Raw genomic sequence first — 17,125 nt, forward strand, 5'->3', positions numbered from 1 at the left:
ACTAAATGAACATCGAAGTGATGCAAGCTGCCACAAGGCCCGGGAAGAGGAGGGGGCTATGCTACCAAGATCATCGCAAGCCCGTTCATGGGCGAAGCTAGATAGGATGCTCGTCACCAAACTGGTTCCCTGCCGTTGGCCATTCACTGCCGTCATGGCTTGGACCTCTGGCAACGGGTAACGAATGGTCACAAATGATTTGCCCCGGAAACTGACGGCGCCCCTTATCATGTCCTCTCATCCCCCCCGAAGCGGCTGATGCCGCATCAAGATAAGGATCCTCGCCTATGAAGTCATTTATCCGGCAAGAGATTGCTCTGCCTGTCGGTCTGCTGACCCTGCTCTTCTTCAAGACCCTGGGCAGCGACCTGCTGACGGAGGCAACCCCTCTCGCGGTCTACCTGCCGGTGTCACTGGCCCTGCTTGCCATCGTGACCTGGGCCATCTTCTCCGTCGTGCGTCACTCCGACGCCCTGGCCATCAAGCTGGGGGAACCCTTCGGTACCCTGATCCTGACCCTGTCGGTCATCTCCCTGGAAGTGGTGATGATCTCCTCCGTGATGCTGACCGGCGAGCCCAACCCCACCATGGCCCGCGACACCATGTTCGCCGTGGTGATGCTGGTGAGCACCGGGCTGGTTGGCTTCACCCTGCTGTTTGGCGGCTGGCGCTATCACACCCAGAACTTCAATCTGGACGGGGTCAAATCCTATCTGGTGGCCATCATTCCCCTGGCACTGCTCTGCCTGGTGTTGCCGAACTTCACCCAGGGCGGCACCCTGGGCGGGCTCTCCAAGGCCATGTCCTGGATGCTGATCATCATTTCCATCCTGCTCTATGGCGTCTTCCTGCTGATCCAGACCCGCAGCCACAGCCACTTCTTCGTCGACAGCGACCACGAGGATCACGAGGAACACCACGGCCCGCTGCAGAGCAACGTCTATCACACCCTGCTGCTGCTCGCCTACCTGGTGGTGGTGATCCTGCTGGCCAAGACCCTGGCCATCCCCATCAACTACGGGGTCCATGTGATGGAGGCCCCGGCGGCCCTGGGCGGCTTCATCGTGGCCTGTATAGTGCTGGCCCCCGAGGCGGTCGGCGCCATCAAGGCCGCCTTCAACAACCAGTTGCAGCGGGCCATGAACCTCTACTTCGGATCCGTGCTGGCCACCATAGCCCTGACGGTGCCCTCTGTGCTCTTCATCGGCGCCCTGATGGGGCAGGAAGTGCGCCTGGGCCTCTCCCCTGCCGACATGGTGCTGCTCGTCACCACGCTCATGGTGTGCAAGGTGACCTTCAGCAGCGGCCGCACCCACGCCCTGCACGGCGCCACCCATCTTGTGCTGTTTGTCGTTTACCTGTTCTTGATGTTTGAACACGGATAAGGCTGCCAGCACTCACCCCGGTGCTGTTCGTGGTTTATCTGTTCCGGATGTTTGAACACGGATAAGGCTGCCAGCACTCACCCCGGTGCTGTTCGTGGTTTATCTGTTCCGGATGTTTGAACACGGATAAGGCCGTCAATCCCTATCTGCTGCCACTCCGCGCTGCCCGCTTCCGATGGCCCCGACGCGGGGCGCGAGAGACGGAAATGAAAAGACCGCCCCATGGGCGGTCTTATTTATGGTTTGCTCAGACTCGGGTTCAGAGGCTGGGCAGGGTCCCGGCCGGGATCAGATCGTTGTAGCTGGCGGCGCCCAGCAGGGCGGCGGCGGCCTCGATGTCCGGCGAGAAGTACCTGTCCTTGTCGTAGAAGCTGACCTCTTCACGCAGTCGTCCCTTGGCCAGCTCGATGAGCTCGGTGCTGCGCAGGGGCGCGCGGAAGTCCAGGCCCTGGGCTGCGGCGAGCAGCTCGACCGCCAGTATGCCGCGGGTGTTCTCCGCCATGTCCGCCAGACGGCGACCGGCGAAGGTGGCCATGGAGACGTGGTCCTCCTGGTTGGCGGAGGTGGGCAAGCTGTCCACCGAGGCCGGGTGCGCCAGGGTCTTGTTCTCGGAGGCCAGCGCCGCCGAGGTGACTTGGGCGATCATGAAGCCGGAGTTGACGCCCCCATTGTTCACCAGGAAGGCGGGCAAGCCCGACATGCGGGAATCGATCAGCAGTGCCATGCGTCGCTCGGACAGGGAGCCTATCTCGGCGATGGCCAGGGCCAGGTTGTCGGCGGCGAAGGCCACCGGCTCTGCGTGGAAGTTGCCGCCGGAGAGGATCTCCTCGTCCTCGGCGAACACCAGGGGGTTGTCGGAGACCGCATTGGCCTCGCACACCAGCACCTCGGCAGCCTGACGGATCTGGGTCAGGCAGGCACCCATCACCTGGGGCTGGCAGCGCAGGGAGTAGGGATCCTGCACCTTCTCGCAGTTGTGGTGGGACATGCCGATCTCGCTGCCGTCCACCAGCAGGTGGCGATAGCAGGCGGCCGCATCGATCTGGCCGCGCTGGCCGCGCACCTCATGGATGCGAGCATCGAACGGACGGCGGCTGCCAAGCGCCGCCTCCACGCTCATGGCGCCTATAGTGATGGCACCGGCGAACAGATCCTCGGCATGGAACAAGCCTTCCAGCGCGAACGCCGTGCTCGCCTGGGTGCCGTTGAGCAGGGCCAGCCCCTCTTTCGGTGCCAGGGCGATGGGCTCCAGGCCCGCAATCTTGAGGGCAGTGGCGGCGTCGATCAGCTCGCCCTTGTGGCGGGCCTTGCCTTCACCTATCAGCAGGCAGCTCATGTGGGCCAGGGGCGCCAGATCGCCGGAGGCGCCGACGGAGCCCTTCTTCGGCACCACGGGATACACCTCGGTGTTGATGAGGCGCATCAGGGCCTCGAGCACCGTCAGCCGAATGCCGGAGAAGCCGCGGGCGAGCGAGTTGACCTTGAGCACCATCATCAGCCGCACGGTGGCGTCATCCATGTACTCGCCGATGCCGGCGGCATGGGAGAGCACGATGGAACGCTGCAGCTCGTCCAGCTGCTCCACCGGAATGCGGGTGTTGGCCAGCAGGCCAAAGCCGGTGTTGATGCCGTAGACCACCCGGTTTTGCTCGATCACCTTGGTGACCACGGCGGCGGAGGCGTGGATCCCCGCCAGGGCAGCCGGATCCAGGCTGACGTGTACCGGCTCGCGGCTGACACGGCGCAGGGTGGCGAGGCAGAGTTTGCCCGGTTGCAGATTGAGTTCGAACATCTTATTTCACCCCTTTGCCGGTCGCGTCGATCATCGGCAGATCCAGTTTCGCCTCGTGGGCACAGTTGATGGCAATCTCGTAGCCGGCGTCGGCGTGACGCATCACCCCGGTGGCCGGGTCGTTGCGTAGCACGCGGCCGACCCGCTTGGCGGCATCGTCGGTACCGTCACAGACGATCACCACGCCGGAGTGCTGGGAGAAGCCCATGCCCACACCACCACCGTGGTGCAGGGAGACCCAGGTCGCGCCGCCGGCGGTGTTGAGCAGGGCGTTGAGCAGCGGCCAGTCGGAGACGGCATCGGAGCCATCCATCATGGATTCGGTCTCGCGGTTCGGGCTCGCCACCGAGCCCGAATCCAGATGGTCACGGCCGATGACGACAGGCGCCTTCAGCTCGCCATTCTTCACCATCTCGTTGAAGGCCAGGCCCAGGCGCACCCGATCCTTGACACCGACCCAGCAGATCCGCGCCGGCAGGCCCTGGAAGGCGATGCGCTCGCGGGCCATGTCGAGCCAGTTGTGCAGGTGGGGATCGTCCGGGATCAGCTCTTTTACCTTCTGATCTGTCTTGTAGATGTCTTCCGGGTCGCCGGAGAGCGCCACCCAGCGGAACGGGCCAATACCCTCGCAGAACAGCGGGCGTATGTAGGCCGGCACGAAGCCCGGGAAGTCGAAGGCGTTTTTCACCCCCTCCTCCAGCGCCATCTGGCGGATGTTGTTGCCGTAATCCAGCGTGGCGGCGCCGCGGGATTGCAGGGTCAGCATGGCTTCGACCTGACGGGCCATGGAGCGGCGAGCCGCCACGTTGACCTCATCCGGTGCGCTCTTTTGCAGATCGCGCCATTGGGCCACGCTCCAGCCCTGGGGCAGGTAGCCGTGTACCGGGTCATGGGCGGAGGTCTGGTCGGTCACCACGTCCGGCGTGATGCCGCGAGCCACCAGCTCGGCGAAGACGTCGGCGGCGTTGCCGAGCAGGCCGACGGAGACGGCGGTACCGCTGCGTTTGGCCTCCTCGACCATGGCCAGCGCCTCATCCAGGCTGTGGGCCTTCTTGTCGACGTAGCGGGTACGCAGACGAAAATCGATACGGGTCTCGTCGCACTCCACGGCGATCATGGAGAAACCGGCCATGGTGGCGGCCAGAGGCTGGGCGCCACCCATGCCGCCGAGCCCGCCGGTCAGGATCCATCGCCCTTTGGGCTCGCCATTGAAGTGCTGGTTGGCCACCGCGAAGAAGGTCTCGTAGGTGCCCTGCACTATCCCCTGGGTGCCGATGTAGATCCAGGAGCCGGCGGTCATCTGGCCATACATCATCAAACCCTTTTTATCGAGCTCGTTGAAGTGCTCCCAATTGGCCCAGTGGGGCACCAGGTTGGAGTTGGCGATGAGCACCCGCGGCGCATCCTTGTGGGTCTGGAACACCCCGACCGGCTTGCCGGATTGCACCAGCAGGGTCTGATCGTCCTCGAGCCGGGTCAGCACCTCGACGATCTTGTCATAGCAGGCCCAGTTGCGGGCGGCGCGGCCGATGCCGCCGTACACCACCAGGGACTGGGGATGCTCGGCAACATCCGGATCCAGGTTGTTCATCAGCATCCGCAGTGGCGCTTCGGTGAGCCAGCTCTTGGCGGTCAGCTGGGTGCCGTGGGGGGCGCGGATGACCCGGCTCGGGTCATGGCGGGGATCCTGTTTCTGATGATGCTCGGACATGTGACGCTCCTTGTGCGCTCTGGGGCTCTCGCCCGCTTACTTGGTCAATTGGTGGATCAGACGGGCGGCCACGCGGGCACTGATGCCGTCCCGATCCAGACTCGGGTTCAATTCAGCCAGATCGGCGAGGCGCAGCTTGCCGCTGGCACGGATCTCGGCGATCAGGGGTTCTATCAGACTCAGGGCAACCCCATGGGCGGCGGGGGCGCTCACCCCGGGCATCTGGCCCGCGGGCAGCACGTCGAGATCGATGGTGAGGTAGAGGTGATCCACCTCCGCCATGAAGGCGTCCAGACCCAGGATCAGGCTCGGCAACGCCCGCGCCGTCATCTCCTCGTCCTTGACGATCCACACATTCAGATCCTCGGCGCGGGCAAACAACGCCTGGGTGTTGGCGGTCTCGGCCACCCCGAGGCAGGCGTAGCGAAACGCCGTGCCCTGCAACTGGCACTGCTCGGCAATCTGGAAGAAGGGGGTGCCCGAGCTCGCCTGGGGCGCCTTGCGGCGCAGGTCCAGGTGCGCATCGAAGTTGATGATGCCGATGCGGCCACGACCAACCAGATGACGATTGAGGCCGCTCCAGCTGCCGAAGGCCACCTCATGGCCTCCCCCCAGCACCAGGGGGAACTGGCCATCGGCCAGGAGGGCGGCAACACCCTCGGCCAGCCGCTCATGGGCGGATTCCAGATCCCCGTCCTGGCAGAGGACATCCCCCGCATCCCAGGCAGGGAGGCGACCATGCCAGGCGGTATTGGCCAGGGCCTTGCGGATATGCAGGGGCCCCTCGACGGCGCCGACCCGCCCCTTGTTGCGACGCACCCCTTCGTCACAGGCAAAGCCCAGCAGGGCGATGCCCTTGGCCGAGCCCGGCTGCCAGGGCTGCACCTTGTCGTGCCAGCGCAGGGCGAGTTCGCCATCTTCCGGATCGCAACGACCCTGCCAGACGCTCATATCAACCATGGATCGTCTCCTCGCCATTGACCACGCGGCAGACCGGCTGCTCGACACCGACCAGATAGCTGAGCTCGGCGGGATGGGCACAGCTCCACACCACGAAATCCGCCGCCATGCCGACCCGCAGCTGTCCCAGCCGCTCCTGTTCCCCCAGGGCGCGGGCGGCGTGACGGGTCACCCCGGCCAGGGCCTCTGGCGGGGTCAGGCCAAACAGGGTGCAGGCCATGTTCATGGCCATGCGCAGGGAAACGATCGGAGCCGTACCCGGGTTGATGTCGGAGGAGACCGCCATGGGCACATGGGCGCGGCGCAGGGCCTCGACCGGCGGCAACCTGGTCTCCTTGAGGAAGTAGAAGGCAGTGGGCAGCAGGGTGGCAACCACGCCGCGATGGGCCAGGGCATGGATGCCGTCCCCATCCAGATACTCGAGGTGATCCACCGAGAGGGCGCCGAAGTTGGCGGCCAGGGTGCTGCCCCCCAGATTGGAGAGCTGATCCATGTGCCCCTTCACCGGCAGGCCGTACTGGGCCGCGGCAAGGTAGACCTGTTCGGTCTGGGCCAGGGAGAAACCGATGTGTTCGCAGAACACATCCACCGCATCGGCCAGTCCCGCCTCGGCGGCGGCCGGAATGATCTCCTGGCAGATGGTCTCGACCCAGGAGTCGGGATCGTCCCTGTATTCCGGCGGCACGGCGTGGGCGGCCAGCAGTGTGGTCTTGACCCGGATGGGCAGGGACTGGCCGAGGCGACGGGCGACCCGCAGCATCTTGAGTTCGTCCGCCAGGGTGAGGCCGTAACCGGACTTGATCTCCAGGGTGGTGACCCCTTCCCGCATCAGCGCCTTCACCCTTGGCAGGGCGAGATCGTAGAGACTTTCTTCGCTCGCGGCCCGGGTCGCCTTAACGGTGGAGAGGATGCCGCCACCGCGCCTGGCGATCTCGGCATAGGGCACCCCCTTCTGGCGCAGTTCGAACTCCTCGGCCCGGCTGCCGGCGAAGACGAGGTGGGTGTGGCAGTCGATGAGACCCGGAGTCACCAGCTTGCCCTTCATGTCTTGCCAGTGGGCGGGGAAACTGCCCTTGAGCTCATGCATGGGGACCAGCCCATGGATCAGGCCGTCGCGCACGCCGATGGCGTGGGGCTCCAGCAGGCCATAATCGGCCAGATCCGGCCTCATGGTCGCCGGCAGCACATTGAGCCAGACCCGCTCGCAGTTCAACAGTTCCTTGTTCATATCGCCCCCACAAATGTATATACAATACGTTATAGCCTATCTCGAACCAAAAATACAGTAGCGAGATCACATCTTGGCAACACTGAATTTACTTGAGTATAGCCATGAAAAAGCCCACCTGACGGTGGGCACATATTCATGCTAATATGTATATACAATTTAATTCAAGCGAGCCAACCCAGGGCGATGGCGACCTTGCCCAGTCCCCCGGCCAGCAGCAGGCCAAGCAGAGTGCGGATCAGCCAGATAACCAGCAGCTGACCCACCCCGAGGGGAATACGGGTGGCCAGGATGCAGGGGATGGAGGCGGACAGGAAGAGCACGGAACTGACCGACACCACGGCCGCCACGAAGCGCACCAGCAGATCCGCATCCTTGAGCAGGATGGCGGGCAGGAACATCTCCGCCAGACCGGCCGCCAGGGAGCTGGCCGCCACCATGGGCTCATTCATATCCATCAGCCAGGTGAAGGGCAGGAAGATCCAGCCGATGACGTCGAACAACGGCGTGTGGTTGGCCAGCAGCAGCCCCATCAGGCCCACCGAGAGGATGGAGGGCACCACGGCCGCCGCCATCTGTACCCCGTCACGCAGGTTGTCCAGCAGCTGGCGCCAGATCGCCGGTGCCTGGCGCGACTGACTCAGGCCCGCCGCCATGCCCGCCTGCCAGCGATTCATGCCGGCGGGCAGGGGCTCGTCCTCGCCCCCCTCATCATCGAGCCGGGAAATGGGCGGGATCCGGGCCGTGATGGCGGTGATCAGGAAGGTAATGACCAGGGTCGACCAGAAGTAGAAGTTCCAGTGAGGCATCAGGTCGAGGGTCTTGGCGACGATGATCATGAAGGCCGCCGACACTGTGGAGAAGCCGGTTGCTATGATGGCGGCTTCGCGCAGGCTGTACTTGCCCGCCAGATAGACCCGGTTGGTGATGAGCAGGCCCACCGAGTAGCTGCCGACGAAGGAGGCCACCGCATCGATGGCCGAGTGACCCGGGGTGCGCCAGAGGGGACGCATGATGGGCTGCAGCAGGACGCCGATCAGCTCCAGCAGACCGAATCCCAGCAGGAAGGTGAGCGCCAGGGCACCGATGGGGACGATCAGGCCCACCGTCATGGCCAGCTTGTCGAACAGGAAGGGAAGACTGCCCGGCGCCATCAGCCAGGCAGGCCCGACACCGCTCAGATAGACCAGGGCCAGCCCCAGGCCGAGCAACTTGAACAGGGTCAGCACCCTGTCGATGGGACGGGCTCGCCAGCGGCCGTTCCACAGGGGCGCGCAGGCGCCATAAATGATGAGCCCCATCACCAGACTCACCGCCAGGGTGCGCTGGGCCACCAGCTGGCTCGCCAGATGATCCACCAGTATGGTGCTCTTGCCCCCCCATTCGAAGGGCACGAAGAAGCTGCCGATCCCCAGGATCGCGGTAAGGATCAGCTTGAAGGCCGCACCGGCCCCCGTGCTGGGCGCCATGACCTGTTCCCTTTCCATCTTGTCTCTCCCTGTTTTTTGACTCACCCATGCGGTCACCCGGGAGGGTTACCGCAAATGTATATACATATCTACACCAGATTGCCGGGGAGGACAAAACAAAAAATTAACAAGGATTAAACATGGGGAACCATGACGGATCCCGACGGGATCCCGCAATCGGGAAATTAAAAAGGCCCGCGAGGGGCCTTGGGCTGTGATTCCTGGTTCAGGACATGCGGGTCTGGGACCTCAGCTTGTAGCGGGATCCCGGCGACAGCAGCCTGGCATAGGAGACCAGGGCCCCGTCGGACCAGGTACGACGATGGAGCAGCAGGCAGGGGGTATCGACCCGCACCTGCAACAGGCCCGCCTCACCGGCGCTCGGCAACACGGCCTCGACCACGTGTTCCATCTCGGAGAGGGGACACTCCTCCATCAGATAGCGGTTCGGGGTCTGGCGGGTGAAGTCCTGCTCGCCGTAGCCGGGCAGCTGCCTGGCATCGACGAAGCGCTCCTCCAGCTGTAGCGGCTCCCCATCGGCCTGATGGACGATCAGGCTGTGGAAGATGGGGGCACCGACCCGCAGGCCAAGCTGCACCGCCACCTTCTCATCGGCGGCCTGACGTTCGAGCCGGATCACCCGGGCGCTGTACTCGGCCCCCTGCTCCGCTATCTCGTCCGCTATGTTGCGAATGGCAAGCAGGGTCGACTCGGTGCGCCTGTCCGCCACGAAGCTGCCGGAGCCGGCGGTGCGGTTGAGCCAGCCTTCGGCCACCAGTTCGCGCAGGGCCTTGTTGACCGTCATCCGGCTCACGGCAAACTGCTCGCACAGGGCGGCCTCGGTCGGGATCCTGTCTCCCGCCTCATAGTGGCGGGAGCGGATGCCGTCGAGCACGTGTTGCTTGATCTGCAAATAGAGCGCAGGGGCCAACGGCAGCGTCCTCAGCGACGGCGATGGGGCGGACGCTTGTCCGGCCAGGCGCGATAGACATCGGGGATCTGATCCGGCCCGCTGATGCAGAGATCCAGATCGTGCAGCAGACCATCCTTGATGCCGTAGATCCAGCCGTGCACCGCCAGCTCCTGACCCTTGCGCCAGGCGTTCTGGATGATGGTGGTGTAGCAGACGTTGGCAACCTGCTCGGCCACGTTCAGCTCGCACAGGTAGTCGAACCGCTCGTGTTCATCCTCGATGGCCTCGAGCTCTTCACCGTATTTGTGGTAAACGTCCTTGATGTTGCGCAGCCAGTTGTCGATGAGGCCCAGCTCCTGGTTCTGCATCGCCGCCTTGACGCCACCGCAGCCGTAGTGACCGCAGATGATGATGTGCTTCACCTTGAGCACCTCGACCGCATATTGCAGCACCGAGAGGCAGTTGAAGTCGGTGTGCACCACCAGGTTGGCGACGTTGCGGTGGACGAAGACGTCTCCCGGCAGCAGTCCCATCAGCTGGTTGGCGGGTACCCGGCTGTCGGAGCAACCGATCCAGAGGTATTCGGGGGCCTGCTGGGCGGAGAGGGTAGCGAAGAAATTCGGGTCCTCGGCCTTGATCCGCTCCGCCCACTCGCGGTTGTTGGTAAACAGGTCGTTCAACAGTTTCACTATCTGCTCTCCCTACTGTGGCAGTGGCGGCAACATAACATACACAAGGGTAACCAAGGCAAGGCCGACCAGATGCTCTCGAAACAAAAACAGGGCCATCAGGCCCTGTCTTGTCGATGAAGCATCACGCCACCATGGCGTCTTTCAGCTTCTTGAGGGCATTTTTCTCAAGCTGGCGAATTCGCTCGGCGGAGACGCCGTAGCTGTCGGCCAGCTCCTGCAGCGTGGTCTTGTTGTCATCATCCAGCCAGCGGGCACGGATGATGTGCTGGCTGCGCTCATCCAGGGTCGCCAGGGCCGAGCCCAGACGGCGGGTGGCATGGCTGTCCCAGTTGTCGTTCTCTATGGTGGCGGCGAGATCGGACGACTTGTCTTCCAGGTAGTGGACGGGGGCGAAGCCGGCTTCGTCATCCTCGTCACCCACCAGATCGAACGCCTGATCGTAATTGCTCATGCGCGCTTCCATCTCGGTCACATCGCTGACCGAGACGCCGAGTTCGTCGGCCACGGCGCGGGCCTCGTCGTGGCTGAACCAGCCCAGACGTTTCTTGGATTTGCGCAGGTTGAAGAAGAGCTTGCGCTGGGCCTTGGTGGTCGCCACCTTGACCATGCGCCAGTTACGCAGCACGTATTCGTGAATTTCGGCCTTGATCCAGTGCACGGCGAAGGAGACCAGACGCACCCCCACACTGGGGTCGAAGCGCTTGACCGCCTTCATCAGGCCGATATTGCCTTCCTGTACCAGATCAGCCTGGGGCAGGCCGTAGCCGGCATAACTCTTGGCAACGTGAACGACAAAGCGCAGGTGCGACATGACCAGCTGACGAGCAGCCTCGAGATCGCCATCCTGCTGCAACCGCATCGCCAGCTCACGCTCCTCTTCCGCGCTGAGCACGGGGATCGCGTTAACGGCCTGGACATAACCTTCCAGACTGCCTTGGGGGATAAGGGCCATAGTGCGTTGCAATGAAGTTCCCATCTTTTACCTCTTACTCTTGCGTCGCGCCAGTCTAGCACCCTCAGTCGGGCTGTCCAGGCGGGGGCGACCATTCTGCGGCCTGAGTCAACAACTGAACCAGGTCAGAACCCGGCTCATCTTAGGATCACGGGATGAATCATCAATGAACAGTCAAAAAAAAGGGGTCACAGTGAAGGACCCCCGAAAAGTAGCATGCTAAGTCCATTGTTGCGGAGCTCGCAACCTTCACATGCTTGCCAAGTCTGACGAGCGGGGGTCTTACGCCACACCCGTATAAGTTCGATTTTAAGACTGTGTTATTTCGATAAGGTTCAATGGATCTCGGGAAGATCCTGGCGATCATTGACGTCCAGATTACTCCCTGAACGCGAGCTGTGCCAGAAAGGGTCATTTTTTTACTTGATCCAGCTCGCAAAATCCAGTGAATATTTGTCGATTCCTTGCTCAGGAAGGCTCTATGTCGCGGATATGGCGATGCACGGAGAACCAGGAGGCGATCAAGCCCAGCAGGGCGCCCAGCAGGATCAGGTTGATCCCGTCGACCGCCCCCATGCCCACCAGCCGGAAATGGCTGTTGTAGAGGCCGGCCAGCTCCTTGACCACCCCCTCGCTCCAGATCACCATCACCTCGGTCAGCCACCAGGCCAGCATGCCGCCGATCACCCCGTACCAGATGCCGGTATAGAGGAAGGGCCTGTGGATGAAGGCATCAGTCGCCCCCACCAGCTTGAGCACCTCAATCTCGGAGCGCTGGTTCAGGATGTTGAGCCTGAGGGTGTTGCCGACGATGAGCAGCACGGCGCACAACAGCAGGGCGGCGATACCCGTGATGGTGTGGCGCAGCAGGTTCATGATGCCCTGCAACCGGGTCAGCCATTGCAGGTCCAGCTTGCCCTGCTCTATGCCGGGCTCGTTCTCCAGCTTGGCCAGCAGTTCGGCAGCCCCTTCCGGATTCTGCCAGCGGGGATCCGGGATCACGCTCAGCACGGGGGGCAGCGGGTTGCTGTCCAGGTAATCGAGCGCATCGCCAAAGCCCGAGATCTCGCGAAATTCCTTGAGGGCCTGATCCCGGCTCATGTAGGTCACCGAGGCCACCTCGGGGTAGAGCTGGATCCGCTGCCTGAGCTCCTGGATGTTCTGCTCCGGCAGATCCTTGCGCAGATAGAGGGAGATCTGGGAACTGTTCTGCCAGTTGCCCTCCACCAGCTCGGCGTTCTTGAGCAGCACATGGAAACAGGAAGGCAGTGCCAGGCTGACCCCGAGCACGGCCAGGGTCATCAGGGAGGCGAGCGGATTGCGCCACAGCTCCCCCAGGCTGGCGAAGGCCTGACGCAGATGATCGACCCAATACATGACGAAGCGACGCAGCAGTGGCTGCTTGTGACGCACGATAGCCATCAGTTTTCCTCCTGCGGGGAGTGCATCCGTCCCGCCTTGAGGGTGAAGGTGCGATAGCGCATGCGGGCGATGAGGCCAAGGTCATGGGTGGCGATGAGCACGGAAACGCCGAAGCTGTTGAACTCCTCGAACAATCGCATGATGTCCATGGAGAGCTGGGGATCCAGGTTGCCGGTCGGCTCATCCGCCAGCAGCAGGGGCGGCTTGTTGACGATGGCGCGGGCGATGCCGACCCGCTGCTGCTCGCCGCCGGAGAGCATGCGCGGCTGGTAGCGCTCCTTGCCAAGCAGACCCACCTTGTCCAGGGCTGCGGCGACCCGCTTGTTGATGTCTCCATGGCTGTAACCGTCGATCACCAGGGGCAGGGCCACGTTGTCGAACACGGTTCTGTCCATCAGCAGGCGGTGATCCTGGAAGATCATGCCGATCTGACGGCGCACATAGGGGATCTGGCGCCGCTGGATCCGGCTCACATCCTCCCCGTGAAAGAAGACGCGGCCATCGGTGGGCCGCTCCATCACGCTGATCAGCTTGAGAAGGGTGCTCTTGCCCGCCCCGGAATGACCGGTCAGGAAGCCCATCTCCCCCTTGCGCAGGTGAAAACTCACCTTCTGCAGCGCCTGATGGCCGCCGCTGTATACCTTGCTGACCTGATCAAAACGAATCATCTCTGGTCCCTGAAGCTTGAGCTGGCCCCGGCTAGGGGGCGCTGGAGAGAGCAAGGGCCGCCCATGGACGGCCCTTCGGCTTATTCGTCGCGGCTAAACAACGCCTCGATAAAGTCATTGGCGACGAAGGGGCGCAGATCGTCGATCCCCTCGCCCACCCCGATGAAGCGGATCGGGATCTGGAACTTGTCCGCCACCGCGAAGATGACCCCCCCCTTGGCGGTGCCGTCCAGCTTGGTGAGGGTGATGCCGGTCAGACCCACCGCCTCGCTGAACAGCTTGGCCTGGCTCAGGGCATTCTGGCCTGTGCCCGCATCCAGGGTCAGCATGATCTCGTGGGGCGCCTCCTCGTCGAGCTTCTTCATCACCCGCACCACCTTCTTGAGCTCTTCCATCAGGTTGCTCTTGTTTTGCAGGCGGCCGGCGGTGTCGGCGATCAGCACGTCAGCCCCGCGGGAGCGGGCGGCCTCGATGGCATCATAGATGACGGAGGCGGAATCGGCCCCCGTGTGCTGGGCGATCACCGGGATATTGTTGCGCTGACCCCACACCTGCAGCTGCTCGACGGCGGCGGCGCGGAAGGTATCACCGGCGGCCAGCATGACGCTCTTGCCCTCGGCTTGCAGCTGCTTGGCCATCTTGCCGATGGTGGTGGTCTTGCCCACCCCGTTCACGCCCACCATGAGGATCACATAGGGCTTCTTGCCGGAGTCGATCACCAGGGGCTGTTCGACTTTCGCCAGCATCTCGCCCATGTCCTGCTTGAGCAGGCCGTAGAGGGCTTCGCCATCCTTGAGCTGCTTGCGACTGGCGTGCTGGGTCAGGTTGTTGATGATACGGGTGGTGGTGTCCACGCCGAGATCTGCCGTCAGCAACTGGGTCTCCAGCTCTTCAAACAGCTCATCGTCGATCTGCTTGCCGCTGAACAGGCCGAAGAAGCCTGAGCCGATATTCTCCTTGGTGCGGACCAGACTGCGCTTGAGGCGGGCGAAGAAACCCTCACGCTGCGGCTTGACCTGGGTGTCATCGTCCACTTCCGCGGCCAGGGGCAACGCAGCCAGTTCGGCGGCAACGCGGGCAGCCTCCTGTTCGGCGGCAAGGCGGGCAGCCTCCTGCTCGGCGGCAACGCGGGCAGCCTCCTGCTCGGCGGCAACACGGGCAGCCTCCTGCTCGGCGGCAACGCGGGCAGCCTCCTGCTCGGCGGCAACACGGGCAGCCTCCTGCTCGGCGGCAACGCGGGCAGCCTCCTGCTCGGCGGCAACGCGGGCAGCCTCCTGCTCGGCGGCAGCGCGGGCAGCCTCCTGCTCGGCGGCAACGCGGGCAGCCTCCTGCTCGGCGGCAAGGCGAGCGGCCTCCTGCTCGGCGACAACGCGGGCAGCCTCCTGCTCGGCAGCAGCGCGGGCAGCCGCTTGTTCTGCGGCAACGCGGGCAGCCTCCTGCTCGGCGGCAACACGGGCAGCCTCCTGCTCGGCGGCAACGCGGGCAGCCTCCTGCTCGGCGGCAAGGCGGGCAGCCTCGGCCGCCTCGTCACGGGCCAGCAGGTCAGGGTTGACGATGACCGGCTCCAGATCGCTGGCGCACTCCTCAATCACCAGGGGGCCGGCGCTCTCCTCCTCGCCAACGGGCGTCGCATCCGGCGCCGGGGAGACGGGGGTGTCACTCGATTGGGAGGGGACGTCGCTGGCGCCGTCGCTGACAGTCTCTGATTGGGGTGTCTCCGGTTGGACAACCTCGGCCTCTTCTTTCTTGCGGCCGAACCCCAGCCAGGAAAACAAACCTTTTGCCATCTAAAAATACTCACTTCGTTGGCTGACTGCTAAGATAGCCGTCCCTCGGCGGGTCGGCATAAAAATGAACCGCCTTATACTATCACTTTATTTTCTGACGACGAAACGCGATGCCCAGAGTGAAATCCAGCAGCAAACGCCCGGGAACCCAGGGTAAATCCGGCTTTGTCCGCATCATCAGCGGCCAATGGCGCGGTCGAAAACTGCCGGTGCAGGATGTGGAGGGACTCAGGCCCACCACGGACCGAGTCAAGGAGACCATCTTCAACTGGCTGGCTCCCCATGTGCGCGGCAGCCGCTGCCTCGACCTGTTCGCCGGCAGCGGCGGGCTGGGGCTGGAGGCGCTGTCCCGCTACGCCGAGCAGGTGACCCTGGTCGAGATGGACAGGGGCGCCGCCGAGCAGATCAAGAAAAACCTGCTCACCCTGGGGTCCAGCCAGGGCCAGGTGATCCAGGCCGATGCCGTGAGCTGGCTGCAAGGCCCGGCCACCCCGTTCGACCTGGTGTTTCTCGATCCGCCGTTTCGCCGCGAACTGCTGCCCCAGGTGTGCGACCTGCTGGAGGCGCGCGGCTGGCTGGCGCCGGACGCCCTCATCTATCTGGAGCGGGAGAAGGAAATGCAGGATCTGCCGCTGCCCGGCACCTGGCAGTGCCTCAAGGACAAGCAGGCCGGCCAGGTCTGTTATCAGCTCTATCAGCGTGAGGGGAACCAAGCATGAAACGCCTGCTGACGCTATTGGCCATGGGACTCACTCTCAGCTTCTGGTGCGGAGTCTTCCTCAGCCTGCTGGCCCCCTTGCCCGGCCAGCTCAACCAGATCCTGCCCCTCTGCGGCGTCGTCGTCGCCCTGATGCACTGGCTCCAGGCCGGGATGATCCGCTCCGCGTGCAAGCCCTACTTCACCGTGACCCGGACCGAGCTGGTACTGGTGCTGGTGTTCGGGGTGTTTGCCATGGGAGAGATCCGTGCCCGCCTCAAGGCCATCATAGCCGCGGGGGGCAAGCCGCAGTCATAGCCGCAGGCTTGCTCCCCTCCAGTCTGTCTGCAAGGCCTGCTCGTCAGGCCTTCTCTTTTTTGCCGACGCTGATCCCCAGCTTGATGGAGAGCGCGGCCAGCAGCAGCAACATCATGATGAGCGAGAAGAAGTTGCTGCCCAGCTCCGGGTGCTGCACCTTTTCCAGCGCCGAATGACCGAACACCCCTATCAGGAAGCAGAGCAGGACGCAGACCGGGGTGTTATCCTCCATGGGCTCGCTCACATAGCAGCGATAGAGCTGATGGGCCGCCAGCAGGAAGGCGATGATGGGAAAGAAGGAGAAGGGCACGGGGTCGGAAACCAGCACGGAGAGGCTGGCATCGCCACAGATGCCCACCAGCAGGGCCAGCAAGAGCGGCTGCTTGGGGATGGTGTTGACGTCATGCATGGGGAAACTCCTGTTGATTCCGGGAATATGACTCAGATCAGGCCATCGCGGCGGCGCTGGTTCTGCACCTCGGCCCCGATGGCAATCATCCGCAACTGGCGCACGGTACGCTCGGCCAGGGCCTTGCACTCCTCACGGCTCAAGTCGAGGGCATCGGCACCGGCGCTGAAGACGATGGTCACCATGGCTTCGGCCTGGATGTAGGCCTCTTCCCTCGGCGCCCCCGAGGTGGCCTCCAGATAGTCGGTCAGCTCGGCGATGAAGTGCTGGATCTCTCGGGCCACCGCCTGGCGAAAGGCGGCCGAGGTGCCGGAGCGCTCCCGCAGCAGCAGCCGAAAGATATTGGGATTGTTCTCGACGAACTCCATGAAGGTCATGACGGAGGTGCTGATGACGCCGCCGCCACCGGCGATGCGCTGGCGCGCCTGACGCATCAGCTGACGCAGGGTCAGGCCACCCTCATCCACCAGGGTCAGCCCCAGCTCTTCCATGTCGCGAAAGTGACGATAGAAGGAGGTGGGCGCTATACCGGCCTCCCGCGCCACTTCCCGCAGACTCAGGTTGGAAAAGCTGCGATTGGCACACAGCTGGCTAAATGCCGCCTCGATCAGCGTACGCCGGGTCTTTTCTTTCTGTTGTGCGCGAATACCCACGAAAACAATCACCTTCCACTTGTCGAGGCCAAATGATAACCCGAAGGCGGGCGCGGATCAGGTTTGTCT

At 63.6% G+C, this 17,125-nt stretch carries 16 protein-coding genes; 3 read left to right on the forward strand and 13 right to left on the reverse strand.

The features are described from left to right. Window positions 1-287: 287 nt before the first annotated feature. Window positions 288-1,385: a calcium:proton antiporter gene (locus ACEUCR_RS16565; RefSeq protein WP_408791498.1), complete on the forward strand. Its 1,098-nt coding sequence runs from the start codon at window positions 288-290 to the stop codon at window positions 1,383-1,385. Between the two features lie 259 nt (window positions 1,386-1,644). On the opposite strand, the gene hutH is transcribed toward ACEUCR_RS16565, so the two are convergent. The 11 genes from hutH to ftsY all read right to left on the reverse strand — a co-directional run bounded on the left by hutH (window position 1,645) and on the right by ftsY (window position 14,979). Next, the gene (gene hutH / locus ACEUCR_RS16570) at window positions 1,645-3,177 is read right to left on the reverse strand and encodes a histidine ammonia-lyase (protein ID WP_408791500.1); all 1,533 of its coding nucleotides are present in this window, start codon (window positions 3,175-3,177) and stop codon (window positions 1,645-1,647) included. 1 nt (window position 3,178) lies between these two features. Next, window positions 3,179-4,888, reverse strand: coding sequence for a urocanate hydratase (gene hutU / locus ACEUCR_RS16575; RefSeq protein ID WP_042000600.1), 1,710 nt, complete (start codon window positions 4,886-4,888; stop codon window positions 3,179-3,181). Between the two features lie 36 nt (window positions 4,889-4,924). Beyond that, a complete protein-coding gene (hutG, locus tag ACEUCR_RS16580) occupies window positions 4,925-5,848 on the reverse strand; it encodes a formimidoylglutamase (RefSeq protein WP_408791502.1) in 924 nt (307 codons plus the stop codon). Next, on the reverse strand, window positions 5,841-7,076 hold the full coding sequence (hutI, locus tag ACEUCR_RS16585) for an imidazolonepropionase (protein ID WP_111874354.1): 1,236 nt from the start codon (window positions 7,074-7,076) through the stop codon (window positions 5,841-5,843). Before hutI ends, hutG begins: the two co-directional genes overlap by 8 nt. A gap of 164 nt (window positions 7,077-7,240) precedes the next feature. Then, complete coding sequence (locus ACEUCR_RS16590) at window positions 7,241-8,563, reverse strand: YjiH family protein (protein ID WP_408791504.1); 1,323 nt, start codon at window positions 8,561-8,563, stop codon at window positions 7,241-7,243. Between the two features lie 208 nt (window positions 8,564-8,771). Beyond that, window positions 8,772-9,476, reverse strand: a complete 705-nt coding sequence (gene hutC / locus ACEUCR_RS16595) for a histidine utilization repressor (protein ID WP_408791505.1) — start codon at window positions 9,474-9,476, stop codon at window positions 8,772-8,774. A gap of 11 nt (window positions 9,477-9,487) precedes the next feature. Then, on the reverse strand, window positions 9,488-10,147 hold the full coding sequence (gene can / locus ACEUCR_RS16600; protein ID WP_042000585.1) for a carbonate dehydratase: 660 nt from the start codon (window positions 10,145-10,147) through the stop codon (window positions 9,488-9,490). Between the two features lie 124 nt (window positions 10,148-10,271). Beyond that, complete coding sequence (rpoH, locus tag ACEUCR_RS16605) at window positions 10,272-11,126, reverse strand: RNA polymerase sigma factor RpoH (RefSeq protein ID WP_042000582.1); 855 nt, start codon at window positions 11,124-11,126, stop codon at window positions 10,272-10,274. Between the two features lie 444 nt (window positions 11,127-11,570). After that, a complete protein-coding gene (ftsX, locus tag ACEUCR_RS16610) occupies window positions 11,571-12,524 on the reverse strand; it encodes a permease-like cell division protein FtsX (RefSeq protein WP_042000579.1) in 954 nt (317 codons plus the stop codon). After that, the gene (gene ftsE / locus ACEUCR_RS16615) at window positions 12,524-13,192 is read right to left on the reverse strand and encodes a cell division ATP-binding protein FtsE (RefSeq protein ID WP_042000576.1); all 669 of its coding nucleotides are present in this window, start codon (window positions 13,190-13,192) and stop codon (window positions 12,524-12,526) included. The genes ftsX and ftsE overlap by 1 nt, the downstream gene beginning before the upstream one ends. 80 nt (window positions 13,193-13,272) lie before the next feature. Next, complete coding sequence (gene ftsY / locus ACEUCR_RS16620) at window positions 13,273-14,979, reverse strand: signal recognition particle-docking protein FtsY (protein ID WP_408791507.1); 1,707 nt, start codon at window positions 14,977-14,979, stop codon at window positions 13,273-13,275. Window positions 14,980-15,089: 110 nt separating this feature from the next. Between ftsY and rsmD the strand changes: the two genes are divergently transcribed. Both rsmD and ACEUCR_RS16630 read left to right on the forward strand, forming a co-directional pair. Then, window positions 15,090-15,698, forward strand: coding sequence for a 16S rRNA (guanine(966)-N(2))-methyltransferase RsmD (gene rsmD / locus ACEUCR_RS16625; protein WP_408791509.1), 609 nt, complete (start codon window positions 15,090-15,092; stop codon window positions 15,696-15,698). After that, window positions 15,695-15,994, forward strand: coding sequence for a DUF1145 domain-containing protein (locus ACEUCR_RS16630; RefSeq protein WP_408775418.1), 300 nt, complete (start codon window positions 15,695-15,697; stop codon window positions 15,992-15,994). The genes rsmD and ACEUCR_RS16630 overlap by 4 nt, the downstream gene beginning before the upstream one ends. Before the next feature lie 43 nt (window positions 15,995-16,037). On the opposite strand, the gene ACEUCR_RS16635 is transcribed toward ACEUCR_RS16630, so the two are convergent. After that, a complete protein-coding gene (locus ACEUCR_RS16635) occupies window positions 16,038-16,403 on the reverse strand; it encodes a YijD family membrane protein (protein ID WP_042000562.1) in 366 nt (121 codons plus the stop codon). A 32-nt stretch (window positions 16,404-16,435) separates the two neighbouring features. Beyond that, window positions 16,436-17,056, reverse strand: a complete 621-nt coding sequence (fabR, locus tag ACEUCR_RS16640) for an HTH-type transcriptional repressor FabR (protein WP_408791511.1) — start codon at window positions 17,054-17,056, stop codon at window positions 16,436-16,438. Window positions 17,057-17,125: the final 69 nt, after the last annotated feature.

The organism is Aeromonas bivalvium (assembly GCF_046078285.1).
In the GTDB taxonomy this organism is placed as follows: domain Bacteria; phylum Pseudomonadota; class Gammaproteobacteria; order Enterobacterales; family Aeromonadaceae; genus Aeromonas; species Aeromonas bivalvium.

Bases quoted from the DNA above. Each gene is read 5' to 3' on its own strand.
- ACEUCR_RS16565 (WP_408791498.1), top strand. From the start codon at position 288: ATGAAGTCATTTATCCGGCAAGAGATTGCTCTGCCTGTCGGTCTGCTG.
- hutH (WP_408791500.1), bottom strand. From the start codon at position 3,177: ATGTTCGAACTCAATCTGCAACCGGGCAAACTCTGCCTCGCCACCCTG.
- hutU (WP_042000600.1), bottom strand. From the start codon at position 4,888: ATGTCCGAGCATCATCAGAAACAGGATCCCCGCCATGACCCGAGCCGG.
- hutG (WP_408791502.1), bottom strand. From the start codon at position 5,848: ATGGTTGATATGAGCGTCTGGCAGGGTCGTTGCGATCCGGAAGATGGC.
- hutI (WP_111874354.1), bottom strand. From the start codon at position 7,076: ATGAACAAGGAACTGTTGAACTGCGAGCGGGTCTGGCTCAATGTGCTG.
- ACEUCR_RS16590 (WP_408791504.1), bottom strand. From the start codon at position 8,563: ATGGAAAGGGAACAGGTCATGGCGCCCAGCACGGGGGCCGGTGCGGCC.
- rpoH (WP_042000582.1), bottom strand. From the start codon at position 11,126: ATGGGAACTTCATTGCAACGCACTATGGCCCTTATCCCCCAAGGCAGT.
- ftsX (WP_042000579.1), bottom strand. From the start codon at position 12,524: ATGGCTATCGTGCGTCACAAGCAGCCACTGCTGCGTCGCTTCGTCATG.
- ftsE (WP_042000576.1), bottom strand. From the start codon at position 13,192: ATGATTCGTTTTGATCAGGTCAGCAAGGTATACAGCGGCGGCCATCAG.
- ftsY (WP_408791507.1), bottom strand. From the start codon at position 14,979: ATGGCAAAAGGTTTGTTTTCCTGGCTGGGGTTCGGCCGCAAGAAAGAA.
- rsmD (WP_408791509.1), top strand. From the start codon at position 15,090: ATGCCCAGAGTGAAATCCAGCAGCAAACGCCCGGGAACCCAGGGTAAA.
- ACEUCR_RS16630 (WP_408775418.1), top strand. From the start codon at position 15,695: ATGAAACGCCTGCTGACGCTATTGGCCATGGGACTCACTCTCAGCTTC.
- ACEUCR_RS16635 (WP_042000562.1), bottom strand. From the start codon at position 16,403: ATGCATGACGTCAACACCATCCCCAAGCAGCCGCTCTTGCTGGCCCTG.